Genomic DNA, 20,826 nt, shown 5'->3' with positions numbered 1-20,826 from the left:
GCAAAGGAGCACCGCATGGGAGAAGAAGGAGGTTATGCCGCCCTCTCCTCCGTCGCCTCCGAAACTTCCTTATTCAGCCGGCGAATGGCGAGGACGGCCCATGAGTAGGCAAGGATACCTCCCACCACGTCTCCTGCAATGATGCCCCACCAGATTCCCCTCTCCCCCAGCCCGAGGACAAGCCCCAGAAGAGCTGCAAAGACGATGATGAGAATCACGTTTCGCATGAAGGCGAGGATGAACGAGGTAAGTCCCCTTCCTATCGCCTGGAAGATGTTCGAGGACATGATACCGATCGGAATGAAGGGGTAGAGGAAGCACATCGTGCGCAGGAAGGCGGTCAGTTCCGGCAGCAGGTGGGCGCTCTCCTCCGTGTAGCAGAATACCATCGCGATCTGCGATGCAAACACCCACGTAAGCACGCTCATCGCAAGGGATGCCGCGGTGCCGATGCCGACCGAATAGGTATGGACCACTTTCAGGTCTGAGATGCGCCGGGCTCCGTAGAGGGCGCCTGCGACCGCGATCACCGCGGTACCGATGGCGATCAGGGGAACCATCGCAAACTGGATGACCCGCCATCCGGCGGTGTAGACCGCAACCGCATCCGTCCCGGCGATGAAGACGAGGAGGCTGTTCATCACGACCGCAACGAGGGACATCAGCATGAACTCCGCGCTCGCCGGCAATCCGACGCTGAGGATGTCCCTGATGATGACAGGACTGTAGGAGAAGCTCCTCCGGTGGATGTCCACATAGGTGTCCCTTCGTATCACAAACCAGTAGACAAGGACCCCCGAGACCGCGGCAACGGAGATCACGGTGGCGACGGCCGCCCCGGCAATGCCCATCCCGAGGGTGTAGATGAAGATCGGGTCGAGGACGAGGTTGAGGACCGAGGAGGCGGCAAGGGCGTACATCGTCCGTTTCATGTCACCCTCGGCACGGAGAATCCCGTAGCCTATGTTCGTGAAGAGGACGAAGACGGTCCCGGCAAGCACGATGGTGCCGTATTCCAATGCAAGGTCGAGAGTTGGCCCCGCCCCGATGAGGACGAGAAGGGGTTCGAGGCATGCGAGGAGGACGACGGTCAGGACGATCGAGAGGATACCCGTGATGAGAAAGGCATGCATCGTGGTGTTGTCCGCGGAAGCCTTATCCCGGGCACCGATGTGACGGGCGATCGCTGCAGTCACTCCCGAGCCTATGCCGTTTCCGAGACCGATGAGGATCAGGAAGATCGGCGTAAAGAACCCGATCGCCGCGAGTGCGTCGGCGCCAAGCCCCGCCACCCAAATCGCATCGACGATGTTGTAGACCATCAGGAGAAACATCGCGACGATCATCGGGCCTGAGAGTTTCAGAATAGCCTTTTTCGGATCGCCGGTGAGTATGGAGACGCCCCGTGTGGGGGATGGTTGAGAGGTGCTGGATGGCGTATTCGTGGTGTGAGCGGCGGCCCCGCTCTCTGGTGGTGCGTCGGTATGGTGGTGTGTCATGGAATATCCGTGCTGGTGCTGTTATTACAGGTGAATGATTGTTTGCGCCACTGTCCGGAGGGACGCCACGAACTGCCCGTGGGCGGCTCTGGTCAGGCCTGCCGTGATCTCCTGGTCGATGGCGTCCGCGATGGCGGTGCTCTCACGGACCGTGGCCCCCCCCTTCTCCGTGAGGAGGAGCCGCACCTTTCTGCGGTTCTCCTCATCCGGCATTCTCCGGACGATCCCCTCCTCCTCAAGTTTCCGGAAGGCCCGTGCAATCGCGGCCTTGTCGATGCACAGTCGCATCGCAATGTCGTCCTGCGTGGCATCCGGGTGGTGGGAGAGGTACATCAGCGGCGGGAAGGTCCCGGCCGAGATGCCAAGGTGTGCCATGCGGGCATTGATGAGCATGTTCCTATGACGGTAGAGGACGGAGATGAGGGCTCCGACGGGGAGGTCCGACGGGAGGGATTCGTCCGGTTGCATTGAGAAAGGTCGCTCTCAGCGGGTATAACTGTTGACATGTCAACAGTCTCCGGCGTGCCCTTAAAGACCCGTACTGCCGGTTCTCCTCCTCCGCCGCGCCGGGGCTCTGCCCTAAACGCCCTCCTGTGTTCTTCCGGTTGATTTCCCGGCTTTCCCGCCGTGGATGGATACTCTCTTCTGTATTGAGAGAAGATCACTGTTCAGACGTGACGGACATGACAGACGGCTCAGCGACAGAGGAGACGGCAGGCGGACAGGATGCACGGCGGGTGGTGCAGCTCTTCGGAGAGCTGGCGGCGTACCCGCACTGTTCGGGGGGGGAAGCGGAGCTCGCGGCACACCTGATGCGATGGGGGGAAGAGCACGGCTGCACTGCCCGTCAGGACGGGGCTGGGAATGTATTTCTTGAAAAGGCGGCGTCGGCCGGAAAGAAGGACGCCCCTGCGGTCGTTCTACAGGCACATATGGACATGGTCTGCGTGGCGGCGCCGGGTGAGGAGCATGACTTCGCCCGCGAGGGTATCGACTGGTACGAGGAGAACGGCGTCATCCGGGCCCGCGGCACATCGCTCGGGGCCGACAACGGCATCGGCCTTGCGATCGGTCTTGCCCTTCTCGCCGACCCGGACCTCGTCCATCCACGGCTCCAGCTGATCGCGACGACCGAGGAGGAGACGACCATGCACGGCGCAGAGTCACTCGATCCTGCCTCCGTTGCCGGAACGACCATCATCAACCTCGACGACGAGGAGGAAGGGGCGTTCACCGTCAGTTCTGCGGGAATGATGGAGGCACGATTCTCGGTGCCCGCCCCCCGTATCCGTGTCGGCGGGGACGTGAGCTGGCAGACCATCGAGGTTGCGGGGGGACGGGGAGGCCATTCGGGCATCGAGGCCGATGCCGGCCGGGCAAATGCCCTCATCCTTCTCGGTGGCATCCTCACCGAACTGATGCGGGAGACGGGGTGTGCGGTTGCGTCCGTCACCTGCGGGGAGCGTGCGAATGTGATTCCCGGCCACGCGGTGGCGGTCATCGGCCTCGACGGTGCCGCCCGCGGGACTGCATCGCGTCTCATCCGGGAGGAGGAACGCCTTGTCAGGGCCGAATACCGGGAAAAGGACCCGGACCTCCGCATCCGGATATTCCCCGCCTCCCCGCAGGAGAGCGTCCTCCTGCCGGAGGCCGCCCTGATAATGGTGAATCTTCTCGCCGCCCTTCCCTCCGGTGTGCTTGCCATGGACGCCGCCATCCCCGGACTCGTTGCCACCTCGGCAAACCCCGCCCTCTGCACCGAGTCGGCGGGCATCATGTCCATCAGTATCTCTGCCCGCAGCAACGACGACGGGGAGCTCGCCGCCGTCGGGGAGCGGCTGCGTGCCATCGGCCGCGGGGCGGATATCCCTGTGGAGACTCTCGGGGTCTCCCCCGCCTGGAAGCGCCGGGATGACTCCCCCCTGCGGGAGGTGATGGCTGCGGCCTACCGCGATCTCTTCGGAACCGACCCCGAGGTCCGTGCGCTCCATGCCGGGCTCGAGGCAGCCCAGTTTGCCCGCAAAATCGAGGATGCAGACATCATCGCCGTCGGGCCCGACATCTCGGACGCCCATACGCACCGCGAATCGGTGACGGTCGTCTCCATCGGGAAGGTGTACCGGCTCCTCGCAACGGTTCTCGCACGCCTTGCGGCGGTTGCCGAAACGGCCTAAAAAATACACCTGCGGGCATCGACGGCATGCCCGGGTTCTTCCTCTCTTTTCTTCATTCGGTTCTTCCGGCAAAATCCCATCCCGGAGGGAAGCGGAAGTCCGAAGCGACGGATGCGGGCATCAGAAGGACGCTTCGCAGGAAATCGTCGAGCTCCGTTTCCCTGCGTATGTCCGCCGTCATGCCGCAGCGGTCCAGAAAATCGAGGGTGTCCGCGAGATTTGGCGTCGTAAAACGAAAGGAGAGACGTTCTGCCCCGAGGGCCCGTGCCGCGGCGACCGCCCCGCAGGCATGCTCCTCTCCCTCCTGGAGCGCGAGGGCAACAGCATCGCCGGGGACCTGCATGAGAGCGGCGGGAAAGGCATCCCGCAGTGCCCCGACAGCCCCGGGGCCGGTCAACTCCGGGTCGCAGTGGAACCAGAGCTTCTCCTCCTTCCAGCCCTTTTCGTTCAGGGCATCGATGCACCGGGCGGGAAGTCGTCCACCCTCGCGGAGTTCGATACGCAGGCTCCTGCCCGCATTGCCGACGGCAGCGAGCGCTGCGGCAAAGGACAGGGAGGCTTCGCCCTCTCTCTCCCGCCCGCAGACGCACTCGCTGTCCGGTCCGGTCCGGATGTCCACCTCCGCCCATGTAATCCCCGATGCGAGGAACTGGCGGAGTGTACGGGGGTTGTTGACCCCGTGCCAGACGAAGGTGATGTGGCGGGGGAGGTCGCCTCGTGTCCGGACGATGTCGGCGAGGCGGTAGCCGGTCCCGCTTACCGCCTCCGGCGGAAGACGGGTCCGCCGCGTCCGGAAGATGGTATCGGCGTGCAGAAGGAGGAGCGTCTCTTCGGGGTGTTCGAGGGCGACCGCCCTCAGGTTCTCCGGTTCGTTGTCGATCATCGCAAAGACGTGATACCCCTGCCCGGTGAAGAAGTCTATCGCCGCCGCCTTGCTCCGCTGGATCTCCTCCCATCCGCCGGGGTTCATGTGCAGGAGGTCGGAGGAGAACCGGACCTTGTATTCCCTTCCGATGGCGTTCAGGGAGCGAAGGGTCGTCTCCCTGAGCGTCTCGTCCCGTGCGGTGTTGAGGCCCACGAATGTCCGGGGCTGAAGCTGGAACCACCGGATCACTTCGAGAACACCGGTATAGGGGCGGTGGGAGGCGAGGGCGGCTTCCTTTGACCACCGCCGGGCCGAACACCACTCCTGTATGGGAGTGTGAAGAACCTCCGGCACCCCTCGTGCGGCGAGGAGTGCCACCAGGTGATCCTCGGTGACCGTGACGGCATCTGCCGTAAGATCCGCAAAGTAGGCGGTGGCGTGTTCGCGGTCGTAGGCCTGGAGCAGGGTGCGCACGGATTCACGGCTGTCGACGATCGTTCCGTCGATATCGAAGAGGATCAGCTGCCTGCTGTCGGGAAAGCGGAGCATTGCCGCACGATAGTGGCGGGCGAGACGGGTCATCCAGGTCGGCATGGTCGTATCACCGGTCGGTGTATCCTGATACGAAAGGAAGAGGGAAAAAAGATCGTGTGTACCGCCGGCTCATCTCCGGAGAAAAGTGATCCCGGGACCCTCGAGACGGGAGGTGCCGCCGCCGGATCTGCTCACGGTGATTGCCGTCCCGATACGCTCCTTTAAGGCCGGAACATGGGAGATGACCCCGATGAGTTTTCCCTGATCGCGAAGCGTCGTCAGCGTGGCCAGTGCCATCTCGAGGGCGTCCTCGTCGAGGGTGCCGAATCCTTCGTCCAAAAAGAGGGAGTCGACCCTGACCCTCCCCGAGGCCATCGAAGCAAGCCCGAGGGCGAGAGCGAGGCTTACGAGGAAGCTCTCACCGCCGGAGAGGTTGCGGGTCGACCGGATCCTGCCGCCCTGGTCATTGTCGATCACCGAGAGTTCGAGCGGGGTTTCCGGGGAGCGGGTGAGTATGTAGCGTCTGCTCATCTGCATCAGCTGGCGGTTCGCCGCGGCGACCATGCGTTCGAAGGTGAGCCCCTGGGCGTAGTTGCGGAATTTCTTTCCGTCGGCCGAGCCGATGAGATTGTGAAGCCGGTTCCACCGGTCGGTCTCGGCCTTCTGCGCCTCGATGCGGCGCTCCTGCTCGCCGCAGCGGGCCCGTTCCTCATCGTCCCGGCGCAGCTGCTGACGCACCTCCCCGACGGCCGCCGCGTTCTCTTCCTGTGCGGTGTTCAGGGCGGCAAGTTCCTCCTCGAGCGCCTCCGCCTCTGCCGCCGGCCTGCCACGCCGGAGATGGTCGTCCTGTTCTGTGGCGAGTCTCCGTTCCCGGGCATCGAGGCCGGCGGCCCATGTCTCAAGGCGGGAACGTTCGCTCTCGAGCGCCGTCCGCTCCGCGGGTGACAGGAGGGAGGAGACAAACTCCTCCTCACCGCCAAATCCTGCGTCCCGGAGCAGATCGCCAAATGCAGTTTCCGTGTCCGCTATCATCTCTCCGCGTCTGCGCAGGGCATCTTTGAGGGTGCGCACTTCCCCCTCCCTGCCGCTTACCGCCTGAACGGCGGCTGCATGGCGCTCCCGTGCGGCCTCGAGGGACCCTTCGGCCCTCCGGATCTCCCGGGAAAGCCGTTCTTCCTCTGCAGACGGGTCGTCAGGGGCGGGAAGGGAACGTCGTTCGTGTGCAAGCCGTTCACAGACGGCCATGGCGTCGTTGGTACGGGTGACCGATGCGGCCCGTTTCAGGGCGGATGCGGCGGCCTGCCGCCCCCGGAGAATGAGGGTCTCCGTTGCGTCGAGGAGCCGGGTGCAGGATGCAACGCCACGCCCGGTGGCATCCAGGTGCTGCAACCGGTCTTCGATCTTTCGGAGGGCCGCCCTCACCCCCGCTTCGCGGTCGGGGGCACCGGGGTCCAGTCTGCATGCCCTGCATGCATCGGTCCATTTCCTCTCCGCCTCCGCAGCCCGGGCGGCAATCTCCTCCAGCTCCTTTCCGGCGGCGTCGATGACACTCCCGCATCGGGCGATGGCGGACCTGAGTTCCGTCTCCTCATCCCGGAGCGTGCCCAGCGCCTCCTGCTCCTGCAGGATCTCCCTGGTATTCTCCCGGGGGATGGCCTCCCCGCCGATAGCGAGCGGGTGCGACGTTGCACCGCAGAGGGGACACATCTCCCCTTCACGGAGGTGGCGCCGCTCCTCTTCAAAGTTTTTTATGAGCGCGATGGTGCGGGCGTTCTCTTCCATCTGGCGTATCAGCTTTTCCTTGTCTTCCCTGCGGTCCCGGCAGACCTGAAGAGCAGTCTCATGCCGGTCTCTCTCCCTCTGCGCCTCGTCGATGTGGAGGGCAAGGTCCACCTGTCGTTTCCGGTCATCGTCCGCCCGGGCAAGTCCCTCGAGAAGAAGGGTGAGCCGGATGGTCTTTTCCTGTGCGGCGGCCTCCTCCCGGCGGATGGTGGCCGGGTCCCGGAACGACGGGGCTGCTGCAAGGGAGGACAGAAGCGCCGCCTTCCGGCTTTCGGCGGCGTCACAAGCGTCGAAAAGGAGAGTTGCCGGGCCGCCGGGCGTCCCGTCCGGGGAGGCAGGGAGGGCATCCACGGCTATGCAGATGGCGGCATACTCCGCAGCGGGTGCGCCGGTGATGCCACAGGCGGCGAGGAAGGCGCCGGCAGCATCCATGGTATCGTCCGGGATGGTGACGGCACGGGTACGGCGCAGGGCCGACTCCGCCGCATTCCATTCCCGTTCATCCTCCGCAAGGGCATCCCCGAGGTCTTCCAGCCGGCCGGCTGCCGCCTGCAGCCGGAGGTCGAGTTCACGTGCCTCCCGGAGGACAGGTGCCGCTCTCTCGGCCGCAGCCCGTGCTTCTGTGAGGGCGGTCTGCCCTGCTGCAACCGCCCCCCCGGCGAGATCAACGGCCTCCCTCAGGCCGGGAAGGGCGGCGAGATGCCCATCGAGGATCTGGCGGTCATGCTCCTGGGCGCCCCGGCGGGTGACGAGACTCCTGTAGTCCCCCTCCAGCGCCGCAGCCTTCCTGTCTGCTGCGAGGCGGCCGAGTTCCTCCTGCGCCTGTGCGGTCTGTTCGACGAGATCGGCCCGTTCGATCGCGATGGCGCCAACCTCTGCGGCTATCCGCTGCATGGTGCGGTGCCATGCGAGGTCTTCCCTGACTGCGCCGGTTCTGGTCCTGAGGGCCTCGCCGGCGGCGGCAAGCTCCGCCTGTCGGTGACGGAGCGCCTCGCGCTCCTCAGGCGCGAGAAGCCGGATGCCCTCCATCTCCGCCTGAAGAACCCTGAGGGTATCCTGTTCGCTCTTCGTCCTGGCATGGACGGCCCTGGAGATATCCGAGTAGATCTCCGTCCCCGTGATCTGTTCCAGCAGGGGGGAGCGTTCGTCGGGGGAGGCGTTCAGAAACGCCGCAAAGGCCCCCTGAGCAAGCATCACCGAGCGGGTGAAGCGTTCGTAGTCCATCCCGCAGGTCTCCTCGACGAGCTCCTGGACCTCCTTTTTCTTCGTTGCGAGCACATCGCCGGTGCGGCAGTCGGCAATCTCGTGGCGCGGCTGCTGGAGCTTCCCGTCGGTCCTCCGGTACGCCCGTTCCTGTGCCCATGTACACCGGAAGGTGCCAGTCGCGGTCGCGTATTCGACCTCTGCGAGGCATTCGGCCGCCTGCCGGTGCATGATCTCGTTGGTGGTGCTGCTGATCCTGTCCAGCCGGGGCGTCCTCCCGAAGAGGGCGAGGCTGACGGCATCGAGGATGGTGGTCTTCCCCGAGCCCGTGGGGCCGGTGATGGCAAAGATGCCGTCGTCACTGTAGGCCGGGTGGGTGAGATCGATGATCCATGTGCCTGCGAGGGAGTTGAGGTTTTTGAGGGTCACCTTCAGGATCTTCATGCCTCCTCCTCCGTTTCATCAGGGGAGAGGTGGACGGCATCGAGGATCTCTATGAATGCATCCATCAGCACTCCCCGCTGGTCCTCCGGGACGTTTCTGTCGTCCATGCAGCGCAGGAATACCTCCGTTTCGGTCAGCCGGGACAGATCCTCGCAGCCCTCGCCGGCGCGAATCGCCTGCGAAACCAGCCGGGCATCCGTAACCCGGAGCACCTCGATAGTGGATTCGCCGGTCAGTTCGGCGACCCAGGCCATCAGGTCGCCGGGAACCTCGTCGCCGTCGTAGATCACCTCGGCCCAGACGGGAGTTCCCTCCATCTTCAGGGCTGCCAGTCCGTCCGCGATGTCATCCATATCACCCTGGAGGGTGGCGAGCCGCTGGAAGCAGGGGACGGAGACGGGTTCTATGATAGTGGGGGCGCCGGCTGCAACATCGACAATGAGCACCTCCTTCTCCTGTCCGGCCTCGGCGAAGCCGACGGGGACGGGACTGCCGGGATACCGGACGGTTGTGCGGCCTCCGACCGTCTGGGGGACATGGAGGTGCCCGAGCGCGACGTATGCGGCATCCCCGTCAAAGACGTCGGCCCCGACGCGATCGAGGGAGCCTGCGAGCCGGTCACGCACCCCGTCGCCCTCGACGGTGATACCGCCTGCCGCAAAGAGGTGGCCGGTCAGGACGACGGGCACCTCCGTTCCCGTCTCCCGGCGCATCGCCACTGCCGCGTCCCAGACATCCCGGTAATGCTGCTGTATCCCCTCGCGGACCCGTGCAGCCTTGTCGGCGACGGACTCGCCGGGCGCCGACCGCCGGATGTCCCGGTCGCGGAGGTACGGGACGGCGCAGACGAGGAGGCCGGTCTCCCCGCCCTCACTGGGGAGCGGGATGATCCGCATATCGTCCGTTCCGGCAGACCCGACGACATGGATATTGAGCGCTTCGAGGAGGTGGCGGGGAGCCTCGAGAAACGTCGGAGAGTCATGATTTCCGGCGGTGATGATGATATGGCGGCACCCTGCCTCTGCGGCCTCCATCAAAAAGCGGTAATAGAGCCTCTGGGCCCACGTCGGAGGGGTGCCGTTGTCGAAGATATCGCCGGTGACGAGGAGGACGTCGACGTCCGTATCCCTGATCACACCCGCGAGCCATGCAAGAAATTCGGCCGACTCTTTCTCGCGGCGTCTGCCGCACAGCGTCATTCCCAAGTGCCAGTCGGAGGTGTGGAGGATCCTCATTTGTATCCCTCCGGGAGGAAGGGCGGTGTCGTGGCGACAGGGAGGACGGGATTGCCGGAGGGACAACAGGAAAAAAACGAGGGTTCCGTGCTGCCGGCGATAGCCATGCCAGGATGTTTCCGGGACAGGCTGAAGAAGAATTCTCCTGCAGGGTGAAACTGTGTTGTGCGGGTCGGTGTCACCGTGAAGAGGGCAGTGCATTGCATGGGCGTCGTATGTACGATTGTTTGCTGCGTATTATGCCTCTGTCGAAGTGATGCTCCGGGAGAAGACCGTTCGCATCCGGGGTGCTCTTCCGTCATCCTGCATAATATTCTTTGTGTCATGCGCCAATCAAATGCTGGTATATTCGGGGAATGAGGTGCGAAGGTGACCAAACGACCAGCAGATACAGGAATTCCGGAAGACGAAAAGGGGATTAGGGATACGGTGCGGGAGAAATATGCGGCGGTCGCCGGGAATGAATGCGGCTGCTGCTGCGGCGGGCCGGACCTCGACGCCATCGCCGACGCCCTCGGGTACAGCGAGGAGGAGCTCGAAAAGGTCCCCGAAGGCGCCCATCTCGGTCTCGGGTGTGGCAACCCGCTCGCCCTTGCTGCCCTGAAGGGCGGGGAGACGGTCCTCGACCTCGGGTCGGGAGCGGGGTTCGACTGTTTCCTTGCCGCCTACCGGGTCGGACCAAAGGGCCATGTGATAGGGGTTGACATGACCCACGAGATGGTGGCCCGGGCCCGCAAGAATGCGGAGATCGCCGGGTTATCGCAGGTGGAATTCCGGCTCGGAGAGATCGAGCACCTCCCGGTAGAGGACGAATCGATCGACCTCGTCATCTCCAACTGCGTCATCAACCTCTCTCCGGACAAGGAACAGGTCTTCCGCGAGGCCTATCGCGTCCTAAGAAACGGGGCCAGCCTCATGATCTCGGATATCGTCGTGACGGGCGTTCTTCCCGACGAGGTGCGGGGATCGGCGGCGATGTACGCAGGATGCATCGCCGGGGCCGTTGAACAGGAGGAGTACATCCGCCTCCTGGAGAAGGCGGGATTCCATGAGATCGAGATCCTCGAATCCCGGCCGTATCCCCTCGAACAGACCGGCTGCTGTACCCCCGGAGAGGAGCTCATCGAGGGACTGACCCTCACGAAGGAAGAGGTTGCCCGTATCGGCGATGCCATCGCCTCGGTAAAGATACGGGCGGCAAAAAAGTAGTAGGAACCGCCGCAGTGCAGCGGGATCGATCATCTCTTAGGGTTCCGGCTGCCAACCCGGATGCAGATCCCCGCTCTATTCTTTCTTCTGTCCATTCTGCGGGACTTCGTCATCGAAGCTGAAGAGCTCGTCCACCGTCGTCTCCAGTTCGCAAGCAATCTGCCATGCGAGGCGCAGGGAGGGGGTGTAGGTTCCCTTCTCGAGATGGACGATCGTCTCGCGCCGGACCCCCACGCGGTCTGCAAGATCGGCCTGGGTGATGCCGTGCCGGGCACGAAATTCCTTCATTTTTGTCTGCATATCCCTCTGCTCCCGACCACCGGTCAGTACCCGATGTCTCCCTTCCGGTAGAAGTAGACCTGGCAGAGGCGGCCGCTGACCCCCAGAAAGAGCATCAGACCGACGAGGAGGAGGCCGGGGTCCGGATTGATCACCTGTCCGGCAGTGAGGAGATAGAGCACGCACATCAGCATTAGCGTCAGCAGCCATGACCATGAGAGGCCGTGAGCCCCGATCTTCTTCGTCCGCTCGTCCTGGATGTCGGGTTCCTTTCGCCACCTGCGCTGGACGAAGACGATGAAGATGATGGCGGCACCCATACTGAGCAGGATGTTGCCCATCATCGAAAGCGACGATACGAACAGGAGCATGAGAGCGCCGGCAATGATGAGCGCGATGCCCATCCAGTTCTTGAGCATGTAGTTACGTTCTGTCATGGTTCCTCCATATGTGAGGTATTTCCCATATTATGTTATGTAATTATAACACAATGTTATTTATTTCTAACGTCACGTGAGGAGATCGCAGGAAGGATATGCGGGGGAATCGCTCAGCGCCGTCGTGCCAAGGCTGGAGGTCATGAAAAATGCAAAATCCTGATACATCCCGGAGAGCGCGAAAACAGGAAAATATTGATCGGATCGGGTTCTGCTCTTCAGGTCTTCGGCCGGAGATCTCCACGGGCATAGGAGAACCAGATGCCGACCGTACAGAGGCAGCCGAAGACGACGAATGAGGCGGAGATTGCCCGGAGCAGCTGATCCGCCACCTCCGGGGAGATGACGACGGTTCCGATGACGACGGAGAAGGCGGTCATCGCAATTGCCATGGAGGCGATCTGCCCAAGGACCCGCATCGTCCCGGCGGTCGCCGAGGCGATGCCCGCCCGCGAATCCGCCACCGAACTCATGATCGAGTTCATGTTCGGCGAGGAGAAGACGCCATAGCCGAATCCGAGGAAGAGGAGGATGGCCACTACCGCCGCAACCGGGGTGTCCCATCCGACAAAGGCGAGTGCAAAGAGCCCGGCGGCGACGATGGCCATTCCTGCGGTGGCAAGAAGCCGGGGTTCGATGCGGTCCGAGAGGCGGCCGGCAAGCGGGGTGGTGATCGCCATCATCACCGGCTGGGCGACGAGGACGGTGCCGGCGGCCGCTGTCGAAAATCCCTGGATGTGATAGAGGTACATCGAGAGGAGGAACGTGATTGCATACGTGGAAGAGTAGTTGATGAGGGCTGCGACATTCGAGTAGGTGAAGGGGCGGTTTCCCACGAATGTCCGCACGGGAAAGATTGGGTTTGCAGTCCTTCCCTCCCATGCGAGAAAGCCGGCAATGGCTGCCGTTCCTGCAACCACCAGGGCTGCCGCCCAGAGTTCGGGGAGACGCGAGGCACCGATGATGAGCAGGATGAGCCCCGCTGCATAGACGGCTGTTCCGTACCCATCGAAACGAAGGGTCTGTTCGTGCTTCTGCCCGGGATCACGGGGTACGAAGAGTGCGCCCGCTGCAAGGGCGGCGAGCGCCGCCGGGACGGCTGCGATGTAGAGGGCCCGCCATCCGAAGGCGTCGGTAAGGATGCCGCCGATGAACGGACCGGAGGAGAGGCCGATATAGACGACCGCCGTATTGATGCCGATCACCTTGCCACGCTCCCGGAGCGGGTAGTTGGTGGTGAGAAGCGGGACGGATGTTGCAAAGGTCATGGCGCTCCCGAATCCCGCCACCGCCATCCCGAAAAGGATGAACCAGAATCCGGGTGCGAGGCCTGCGATTGCAATGCCTGCCGTCATCGTCGCGGTGCCGCCGAGGAAGATCCTCCGCCGTCCCCAGGTGTCGGCGATCTTCCCGAACGGGAGGAGAAAGATGGCGTACGGGAGGAGAAACGCGGTCGGTACCCACCCGATGAGCGTCGCGCTGACACCATACTCCGCCGCGATGACGGGCAGGGCAATCTGGACACCGGAGGAGATATAGGGGGTGGCAAAGGACGAAAGGCAGGTCGTCAGGAGAAGGGCGGCAAGGCATCTTCTGGAGAGGACGGAAGGGGTGGCGGCGGGTACCATGGACGTTTCTGCTATAGGGTATATTCCGCCACGGGAAGAACATTCGGTCATGCGATGGATGTTGCAGGGTCGAAGTATTCCCGGCGCTGCACAAGGAGTCTGCGGAGACGATAATGGGCTGGAACGTTTTTTCTGCGTTCGATCCACGAATGGCAGATGCGCAGCAGATCCTGCCACAGCACGAAACACCCCTGGATATATGGATGCAACTTTAGGGGTTGTAATAATATTATTACTCCGCCGCGGCAACATTGTCTCCAGCAAGTGTCGGAATATGCCTTTCCACGGGGTGCGTGGGAGACGGCATGGCGTGTCAATGACACGGGACAAATAGAAGCAACCAGCAGCTGCTGACCGGAACACTTCGGAAACGAGTTCACAGCATAACCAGAATACAAAGAATTATTGGAGACACTATCTTGAAATCCATATTTGCAGCCCTCGCCGATACCATCAACAACCATCCGAAGACCGTTGCGGCGACCATCGTGGTAATCATGGTCTTCGGCCTTTACGGGGCGACCATGGTGACGATGGCGACCGGAACAGAGACCTACATCGATATCACCACTCCCGAAGGGTCGCTCATCTACCAGTACGAAAACACCTACGGGAGCGATATGATCTTCCTCATGGTCGAGGGGGAGAACCTCTACGATCCGGAGGTACTCGCGTATCTTGATACCGTCACGGCGGATATCTCAAATGAACAGCATATCACGTCGGTATACAGCGTCGCCGATGTGGTGAAGGCGGCAAACGGTGGAACCATTCCCGGCAGTGCAGCGGAGATTCAGGCAATCGTCGAAGAACAGCCGAATATGCTGACCGCGAACGGGCAGACCGGGATGATGACACTTGTGGGGGCGGATCTTGAAGCGGGACTTTCGGAGGAGGTCCAGTCCGCCGTCCTGCAGAATATCAAGGTCATCATCGACGCGATTCCCCAGCCACCGGGAGTAACGGTTACCGTCACGGGCTCCCCGGCCTTTGCCGAGGAGATGCAGGAGGAGATGGGCACCTCCACCGGTATGCTGATAGGGCTTGCCCTTCTCCTCATGGTCGTTGCGATGGGGCTTCTCTTCGGCAACGTCCGGTACCGGTTCCTCCCTGTCGCGATCGTCGTGATGGGCGTCATCCTCAGTTTCGGGGTGATGGGCTGGAGTAAAACCCCGCTCTCGATGGTCGTGATGGCCGCCTTCCCGGTGATGATCGGTATCGGGATCGACTACGCCATCCAGTTCCAGACGCGTTTTGACGAGGAGGTCAGAAAAGGGTCCATCAGGGATGCGGTCACCACCACGATCACCCAGTCGGGTCCTGCGGTGATGGTTGCGCTGGGTGCCACGTGTCTTGGATTCTTTGCGCTGAGTATAGCTCCCTTTCCCATGGTTGTTGATTTCGGCGTTATATGTATCATCGGTGTCGCCTGCTGCTACCTCTCCGCCCTTGTGGTCATTCCGACCTTCGGAACGCTGGTCCAGTACCGCCCACTGGAATCACGTGAGGTGCGCTCGAAAGGGAAGAAGTCGGGCCCCGGCATGATGGAGCGCTACGATATGGCGCTCGGAAGCGTTGCCGGGAAGATCGCGAACAACCCGGTTCCCATTCTCCTCCTGCTCGGGTGCGTTGCGGTGCTCGGCATCCCGCTCGACAGCGAGGTGATCATCAGCACCGACGAGGAGTCGATGGTGCCGCAGGATATGCCCGCGATGGTGAGCATGTCAAAACTTGGGGATGTCGTCGGGTCGACCTCGTCCCTCCCGCTTATCGTCCGTTCTAATGATGTCCTCGCCCCCGATGTCCTTCAATGGATGGATGAGTTCGGGAACTATGCGACGGACCACAATGACGAAATCACCGGAGCAACGAGTATTGCAACCCTTCTGACGGCGGCAAACGGAGGAACGCTCCCGACGGACAAGGTCGCAATCGAGGAGGCGCTTGCCCTCATTCCCGAAGACACGCGGGAGGGATACCTGACCGGCGGCACCGAGGCGGTGATACAGTTTTCGATGATCGATATCTCGATGTCCGAAGCCGACGGGGTGGTAAGCAAGCTCGAAAGCGACCTTGACTGGAGAGAACCGCCTGCAGGCGTAACAGCGGTCTTCAGCGGGCAGATCGTGATGTTCACCGGTATGATCAGTGATATCACCGAGTCCAAGGCCGGGATGAACATCCTTGGGTTCATCCTCATAACAGGCTTTTTGATCCTGGTCTACCGGCGTGTCGCGGCCATCACGCCGATGATTCCCATCATCATGATCATCGGGTGGAACACGGTCATCATGTATGTCCTCGGCCTCCAGTACAACCTCCTGACGGCGACTCTCGGGGCGATGTCCATCGGTATCGCCTCCGAGTATACGATCCTCATCATGGAACGGTATGATGAGGAACGGGAACGGGGTTGCGGGTGCACTGAGGCCATTCAGACGGCCATCCAGAAGATAGGAACGGCGATCACCATCTCAGGGCTGACGACGGTCTTCGGCTTCTCGGCGCTCACGCTCTCGGATTTCCCCATCATGTCCAACTTCGGGCTGGTGACGGTGCTCACCGTGGGCTTCTCGCTCATAGGAGCAATCCTCGTGATGCCTGCGGTGCTCTCGCTCACCTGCAGGTACCGGGATCACCATGCGAAGAACGAGAATGCAGCTGTAGGGCATTGAGAGAAATAGGGTTGAATATCGAATAGAATCCGATCTCTCTGTAAAAATCATTCCCTTTTTATTGCATCGTTGCCTGGGTTATTTTCTCCAGAAAATCCCCTCCCCCTGACTCCTCCCGGAGCGGGAGGGGGAATTGCGAAAAGCCCCTTTGGAAGAAGTGTGCACTACGTAATTACTCTGGGAGGTGGCAAAAAATTGAAATTTCCGGATATTTCCCGGAAAGGACTTTGAAGTGATTTCGTCGTGAACCCATTACGTGGCGAAGTATTTGCCTTGCTCAGTCCTCTTCTGCGGCGTCTTCGATCTCGCGTTCCAGTTCGGCGTCGATGGCGGGTTTGGATTCTTCGTAGGTGTCCGTACCGGTATCCGTGGTGGTATCGGTTGGACCTGCGGCCGTTGCACCTTCTGTTTCTGTTCCCTTTTTGGCATCCCTGCGCTGGTTGTACTCCTCATAGCATATCTGGAGGATGGCGCCGAATCCGGTGAGAACCGTAATGCACTGGATGATGATGCCGATGCCCCACGGAAGGAGGAAGAGGATGGTGAGGATGACGTAGCCGACGGTGAAGGGAACGTACATCGGGCGGGTGCCCTTTTCCGGGACCTCGTCTCCGGCAAGGGTCATCACCCACCGGCCCGTGCACCATGCGGCGACGGGGACGGCGGCAAGAAGGGCGAGGATGAGGAGGCAGGAGAGGAGGATCGCGATCGGAATCCCGAATACCGTGAGGGCAAGGAGGAAGAGGAGCAAGCCTGCGACGATGGCCCCTGCAAGGCCCGTCACAAAGGAGAGCAGCGCACCTCCGGGGGTGGACATCGGCGTCGCCGCAGCACGGACATGGTCACCGGCGACGGCGATGAGGACGAGGCCGAGGAGGAAGATGCCGATGAGGCAGAGGATCCTGATGACGAGGAAGAGAAATCCCATCATCGCGGCGAAGAGGGTGAAGTCGAACGGGTCCTGCCGGTCGAACGAAGTGGTCCCCAGGACCGTGCCCTGTTCATCGTAGGACTCGGCGGAGACCATCATGTCATGGCTGATGACAGCCTCGGGCCCGAGGGTGACTGTGGAGGCGGTTACCATCACATTGGTGGCATTGCCGCCAAACACCGTTGTATCGGCGATGATCATCGCCTTGCCGCCGATATCATCCTCTGTGGTGAGTCGGCCTGCGGCGACCATGATGTCCGCCCCGACGGGTGCATTGAGGGTGACGGTTTCTCCCGCTGCAATGATGTTCGTCTCGACGGGAGCGTTGACGATAAGTGTCGTCCCCGCCCAGGTGACGCTCTTTACAGGAGCGTTGATGATAAGGGTGTTGGCCCCGGAGAGGATGTCGTCATCGGTCGTGGTGTTGATGACGATGGTGTTCCCGGAGGTGATGTTCATTCCTGCCGCAGGGGTGGCTGCGATGCAGCAGAGGAGCAGCAGCAGGAGGGGGAGGATGTGTTTCATAATAGCACTCATTCATGCCTTGCTGAAATATAAGGATAGCCACCGGGGGGAGTTGTAAGGTCAGATATTGATGATGCGTGGTGTGAGTTTGTTATCCAAAAAAAAAGAGGGGATATCAGGTCAGCAGAATGTAGTAGTCTTCAAGGGTATAGCCAACAGGGAACATTTCTACTGCTTCATCATATCCCGCATCAGCAGATGAGACCTTGATACGTGCCTCATACAACCCTTTTTCGAGATCTGCAGTGTACAGCGACAGCGTGTCACCGGTACAGGTCATAGGCACGGTCAACGACCCGATATTTTTCCAGTTGGTATCTTCGCCGTCTATTCTCCTGATATAGAACTGTTCATCCAATGGGAATGAGCCGGTGTAATTGATTGGCCACTCGAAGTAGGCAAAGGATGCATCCCAATCTGTGAGATTAAGATGATCCACATCAATCGTTGCATCGAACAGCGTTTGTGGGGTAAGGCCGGGCATGACGGTCACGATAACCGCAGGGATGATTTCCGTGATGACATCCTCACCGCTCTCAAACTCGACCATAGACCCCGGCGCAAAGAGGGTGAAGTTAATCGGTTCGGTGATGGATGCATTGATCATGAGGGAGAATTGTGTCATCCAGGTCTGCTTGACCGAGACGTTCCCTACTTCAAACTGAAGAGTTCCTGGCTCATTTCCGGCGTAATCTCCTGTCGCTTCCCACATGTCCGTCTGGTCCACCACATACGCGAAGCCGGGGAGGCGGTCTTCCTGAGACGCTGCCGCATAGGGGTATGTTGTCCAGTTGAAGAAGTCTACATTGGTATACGGTTCATACGAGAGCAGATCCGTTGCCGTGTAGGTGACATCATCCGGCAGTTCGGCAAAGGTGAGGTCAACGCTGGTATGGATACCGGCCTCACGGAGCAAAGCGAGACTGATTTCGTGGAAAGCCTCTTCGAGCGCCGCCTCGTCTCCTGCGAAGAAGTATTCTCCGCCGGTCTCTTCGGCAAGTCGCTTTGGCACCGCCTCATCGCTGACGGAACCACCGCTGGGGTAATATATCGCGTATATTTTTATGCCATTGGCTTTGGCATACTCGACCATATTCTGGGGCGGTACTGTTGCGCCGTTGTCGAGGTATTCATCATTGGGTAAAAATTGGTAATACGGGGCACCGCCCTTTGCGAGGGTATTTGAATCCGGAAGCACCGTCATCACCGGTCCTTCGGCAAACGGGTCGCCGAAGTAGCGGTAATTGTTCTGCATGAGAAGCACGATTGCCTTTACCGCTTCAGGGTTTCCGGAGTTCTCCTCTATGTATTGAATGGATTTTGCAAGGCCGAGCCTGAGGGGTGCACTTGCCTGGCCCGAGTCGTCCTTTTTGATGGGAACAACCTTCCAAAGCACATCATGGAGGTTGATCCAGTTTGCTCCAGCTTCTGAACCGAACTCGAAGTCTACGGTCGCATAACTATTGTATATCGTGTTGCCGTTTCCAGAATAATTCCCGATATATTCTTCGTCATCATTCTTGTTTCCATCCTTTCCGACATTCTTTTTCCAGTTGAAAGTGCCGGGTACCGTTAGAATATCGGCAACACCTAACGGGAATACAATATCATCTGTCGTCGTCGGGTCGCTGTAGGTGATAAGTGCGACCCTGTCATTATCGGGATCAAAGCTGATACCATTGTTGCCTCCTGTCACCAGGATCATTGCTGCTTCACGTGCAATCTCCATCCGGTCTTTCAGGCCTTCAGAAATGAGCATGTCCTCGCCACGGTCGAGGCAGATGACCACATCGATTGGGCCATGATCCTGGTAGTTGTTCCCATCGCCAATGAGGTGGATGGTGACATCCAGGGTATCGCCGGGTGCCACGACATCAGCGGATACACTCGTCTCGACACGGAGGTAGGGGTAATTACGCCACGTGATGTTACCTGTGTTCTTAGTCTTGCCATTCCAGGAGACATCGACGATGCAGCTGCCCAGGGCATACGGGTCAAAACCCTCTTCGCCTTGCTCGGGGAAGGCACCGGCATGAAGGTACACGGTCGCATATCCCTCCTCATCAGTGGTAACGGTCAGTATTTCCGGTCCAGTTGCGTCGTCCCGTGCGTAAGTAAGCACCGGATCTGTCATGATGGTTGAGTTTGTGATGGTTCCGGTTTTGATTTTAAAATTGACGGTTTCCCCGGCAACACCAGTTCCGACAATGTTGTTGACTCGTGCACTGATGGATGAAACCACCGACGCATCAGTATCTGCACTGGGGATATTCGAGGGGTTGACGATTATTTCGAATCCCTCTGCCGTACCTCCGGTGAAGCGAAGGATTAGATCTTCTGCGTCAATGCCGCCGGCGGTTGCCATCATGGTCACCGTCCCTATCGCGGTTCTGGGCCCGTAATTCATCATGGCGTAGCCCGATGCAGCTGTGTAAATGGTTACCGACTCACCCATGTTGGTCGAGACGTCGACCGGGTAGTCCTCGATACCATTACCGAATCGGTCGGTGACGAGGTAATTGACCCTGAAATAACTCTCCCCGTCCGCAAGACATTGGAAGGGTATCGGGTATGCTGGCACCGTAACAACCGACGCGGTGAGGGCCACGGGTACCCGTTCACCCACAACATCGATGGTAATTAGTCGTTCAAGAGTGGCACCATAACCCGGATCAATCCGGATAATGACTGGCACCGCCTTCTCCGGGGCCTGGAAGGTGACCGTACAGTTGCCTGAAGCACTGAAAGGCACGGCAACATGCTGTGCAGTAATGCTTTCGTACTGGAACTCAGCACCGTCAACGGAAACCCAGAAATCGACGGTATCCCCGGTTTCATCATTGATCACGTTACCGTAGCGGTCTTTCATCCGAACAGTGATGGGGGTGCTTCCCCCGGCGGGGACGATTCCTTCACGGGTGATGGCGATGTACTGGTACGGGGCATCGGGGATCACCCGAATATGATCGTACTCCTTTTCTATCGGAGTCTGTACCTCGTCTCCCACCCGGTAATGGACGGTTACTTTTATAGAGGCGTCACCGGCTTTGGTTGACGAAAAGACGGTCTGATAAGGGCCGGGATTTGCCGAATCGGTAACACTCAGCTTCCCGGATGGATCACTACTCGCGTTCAGGTACGTAAAGGTGACCCGATCGACGGTCACCGCGCCATCATTGATCTCAACGCCGATCATCCCTCCGCCGTCTCCGGCCGTTATTGTTAGCTCGCCAGGGGATATGTCGATCTCTTCCGCTGTGAGTGCCGCCGCTCCCACAACAGCAACACACAGGAAGAGAAGGAGTGCCCCCCCGGCACGCCAGGATAATCTTCCCATGGTACGCATTAATGGAAACATACTATATATAATTAAGCTATCCTCACAATTCAGGAAATATCCTGTCAT

Annotated in this window: 14 protein-coding genes; 3 read left to right on the top strand and 11 right to left on the bottom strand. The window is 60.5% G+C overall.

The window, feature by feature from the left end; translation table 11 throughout:
* Positions 1-32: 32 nt before the first annotated feature.
* Positions 33-1,499 (bottom strand): MATE family efflux transporter, encoded by a 1,467-nt coding sequence (locus tag AZH53_RS08440; RefSeq protein WP_319643073.1) that lies wholly within the window; start codon positions 1,497-1,499, stop codon positions 33-35.
* 24 nt (positions 1,500-1,523) lie between these two features.
* Positions 1,524-1,967, bottom strand: coding sequence for a MarR family winged helix-turn-helix transcriptional regulator (locus AZH53_RS08435; protein WP_319643072.1), 444 nt, complete (start codon positions 1,965-1,967; stop codon positions 1,524-1,526).
* A gap of 215 nt (positions 1,968-2,182) precedes the next feature.
* Between AZH53_RS08435 and pepD the strand changes: the two genes are divergently transcribed.
* Positions 2,183-3,673, top strand: a complete 1,491-nt coding sequence (gene pepD, locus AZH53_RS08430; RefSeq protein WP_319643071.1) for a beta-Ala-His dipeptidase — start codon at positions 2,183-2,185, stop codon at positions 3,671-3,673.
* Between the two features lie 52 nt (positions 3,674-3,725).
* On the opposite strand, the gene AZH53_RS08425 is transcribed toward pepD, so the two are convergent.
* From AZH53_RS08425 to AZH53_RS08415, 3 genes are all read right to left on the bottom strand, one after another.
* Positions 3,726-5,132: an HAD family hydrolase gene (locus AZH53_RS08425; RefSeq protein WP_319643070.1), complete on the bottom strand. Its 1,407-nt coding sequence runs from the start codon at positions 5,130-5,132 to the stop codon at positions 3,726-3,728.
* A gap of 69 nt (positions 5,133-5,201) precedes the next feature.
* Positions 5,202-8,501: an AAA family ATPase gene (locus tag AZH53_RS08420; RefSeq protein WP_319643069.1), complete on the bottom strand. Its 3,300-nt coding sequence runs from the start codon at positions 8,499-8,501 to the stop codon at positions 5,202-5,204.
* Positions 8,498-9,736, bottom strand: a complete 1,239-nt coding sequence (locus AZH53_RS08415) for an exonuclease SbcCD subunit D C-terminal domain-containing protein (RefSeq protein WP_319643068.1) — start codon at positions 9,734-9,736, stop codon at positions 8,498-8,500. The genes AZH53_RS08420 and AZH53_RS08415 overlap by 4 nt, the downstream gene beginning before the upstream one ends.
* Before the next feature lie 369 nt (positions 9,737-10,105).
* Here AZH53_RS08415 and arsM point away from each other — a divergent pair, with 369 nt between their 5' ends.
* Complete coding sequence (arsM, locus tag AZH53_RS08410) at positions 10,106-10,945, top strand: arsenite methyltransferase (protein ID WP_319643067.1); 840 nt, start codon at positions 10,106-10,108, stop codon at positions 10,943-10,945.
* Positions 10,946-11,020: 75 nt separating this feature from the next.
* Here the strand turns inward: arsM and AZH53_RS08405 are convergent, their stop codons facing one another.
* The 4 genes from AZH53_RS08405 to AZH53_RS08390 form a co-directional block, all read right to left on the bottom strand.
* Entirely contained in the window at positions 11,021-11,245 is a 225-nt protein-coding gene (locus AZH53_RS08405) for a helix-turn-helix transcriptional regulator (protein ID WP_319643066.1), read from the bottom strand.
* 23 nt (positions 11,246-11,268) lie between these two features.
* Positions 11,269-11,661, bottom strand: coding sequence for a hypothetical protein (locus AZH53_RS08400; RefSeq protein WP_319643065.1), 393 nt, complete (start codon positions 11,659-11,661; stop codon positions 11,269-11,271).
* A gap of 218 nt (positions 11,662-11,879) precedes the next feature.
* Entirely contained in the window at positions 11,880-13,289 is a 1,410-nt protein-coding gene (locus AZH53_RS08395) for an MFS transporter (RefSeq protein WP_319643064.1), read from the bottom strand.
* Between the two features lie 47 nt (positions 13,290-13,336).
* Positions 13,337-13,471 carry a hypothetical protein gene (locus AZH53_RS08390; protein WP_319643063.1) on the bottom strand — a complete coding sequence of 45 codons (135 nt, stop codon included), beginning with the start codon at positions 13,469-13,471 and terminating at the stop codon, positions 13,337-13,339.
* A 237-nt stretch (positions 13,472-13,708) separates the two neighbouring features.
* Between AZH53_RS08390 and AZH53_RS08385 the strand changes: the two genes are divergently transcribed.
* Entirely contained in the window at positions 13,709-15,964 is a 2,256-nt protein-coding gene (locus AZH53_RS08385; RefSeq protein WP_319643062.1) for an efflux RND transporter permease subunit, read from the top strand.
* Positions 15,965-16,241: 277 nt separating this feature from the next.
* Here the strand turns inward: AZH53_RS08385 and AZH53_RS08380 are convergent, their stop codons facing one another.
* Positions 16,242-17,420 carry a hypothetical protein gene (locus tag AZH53_RS08380; protein ID WP_319643061.1) on the bottom strand — a complete coding sequence of 393 codons (1,179 nt, stop codon included), beginning with the start codon at positions 17,418-17,420 and terminating at the stop codon, positions 16,242-16,244.
* A 115-nt stretch (positions 17,421-17,535) separates the two neighbouring features.
* Complete coding sequence (locus AZH53_RS08375; protein WP_319643060.1) at positions 17,536-20,757, bottom strand: vWA domain-containing protein; 3,222 nt, start codon at positions 20,755-20,757, stop codon at positions 17,536-17,538.
* Positions 20,758-20,826 lie beyond the last annotated feature (69 nt).

The sequence above is a fragment of the Methanovulcanius yangii genome (assembly GCF_018687785.1).
In the GTDB taxonomy this organism is placed as follows: domain Archaea; phylum Halobacteriota; class Methanomicrobia; order Methanomicrobiales; family Methanomicrobiaceae; genus Methanovulcanius; species Methanovulcanius yangii.
The sequence above is the reverse complement of the archived record's forward strand: the minus strand, read 5'-3'. Positions and strand labels throughout refer to the sequence as shown.

Excerpts from the sequence above, each read along its gene's own strand:
- AZH53_RS08400 (WP_319643065.1), bottom strand. The coding sequence starts at position 11,661 with ATGACAGAACGTAACTACATGCTCAAGAACTGGATGGGCATCGCGCTC.
- AZH53_RS08380 (WP_319643061.1), bottom strand. The coding sequence starts at position 17,420 with ATGAAACACATCCTCCCCCTCCTGCTGCTGCTCCTCTGCTGCATCGCA.
- AZH53_RS08420 (WP_319643069.1), bottom strand. The coding sequence starts at position 8,501 with ATGAAGATCCTGAAGGTGACCCTCAAAAACCTCAACTCCCTCGCAGGC.
- AZH53_RS08425 (WP_319643070.1), bottom strand. The coding sequence starts at position 5,132 with ATGCCGACCTGGATGACCCGTCTCGCCCGCCACTATCGTGCGGCAATG.
- AZH53_RS08440 (WP_319643073.1), bottom strand. The coding sequence starts at position 1,499 with ATGACACACCACCATACCGACGCACCACCAGAGAGCGGGGCCGCCGCT.
- pepD (WP_319643071.1), top strand. The coding sequence starts at position 2,183 with ATGACAGACGGCTCAGCGACAGAGGAGACGGCAGGCGGACAGGATGCA.
- AZH53_RS08375 (WP_319643060.1), bottom strand. The coding sequence starts at position 20,757 with ATGGGAAGATTATCCTGGCGTGCCGGGGGGGCACTCCTTCTCTTCCTG.
- AZH53_RS08395 (WP_319643064.1), bottom strand. The coding sequence starts at position 13,289 with ATGGTACCCGCCGCCACCCCTTCCGTCCTCTCCAGAAGATGCCTTGCC.
- AZH53_RS08435 (WP_319643072.1), bottom strand. The coding sequence starts at position 1,967 with ATGCAACCGGACGAATCCCTCCCGTCGGACCTCCCCGTCGGAGCCCTC.
- AZH53_RS08415 (WP_319643068.1), bottom strand. The coding sequence starts at position 9,736 with ATGAGGATCCTCCACACCTCCGACTGGCACTTGGGAATGACGCTGTGC.
- AZH53_RS08405 (WP_319643066.1), bottom strand. The coding sequence starts at position 11,245 with ATGCAGACAAAAATGAAGGAATTTCGTGCCCGGCACGGCATCACCCAG.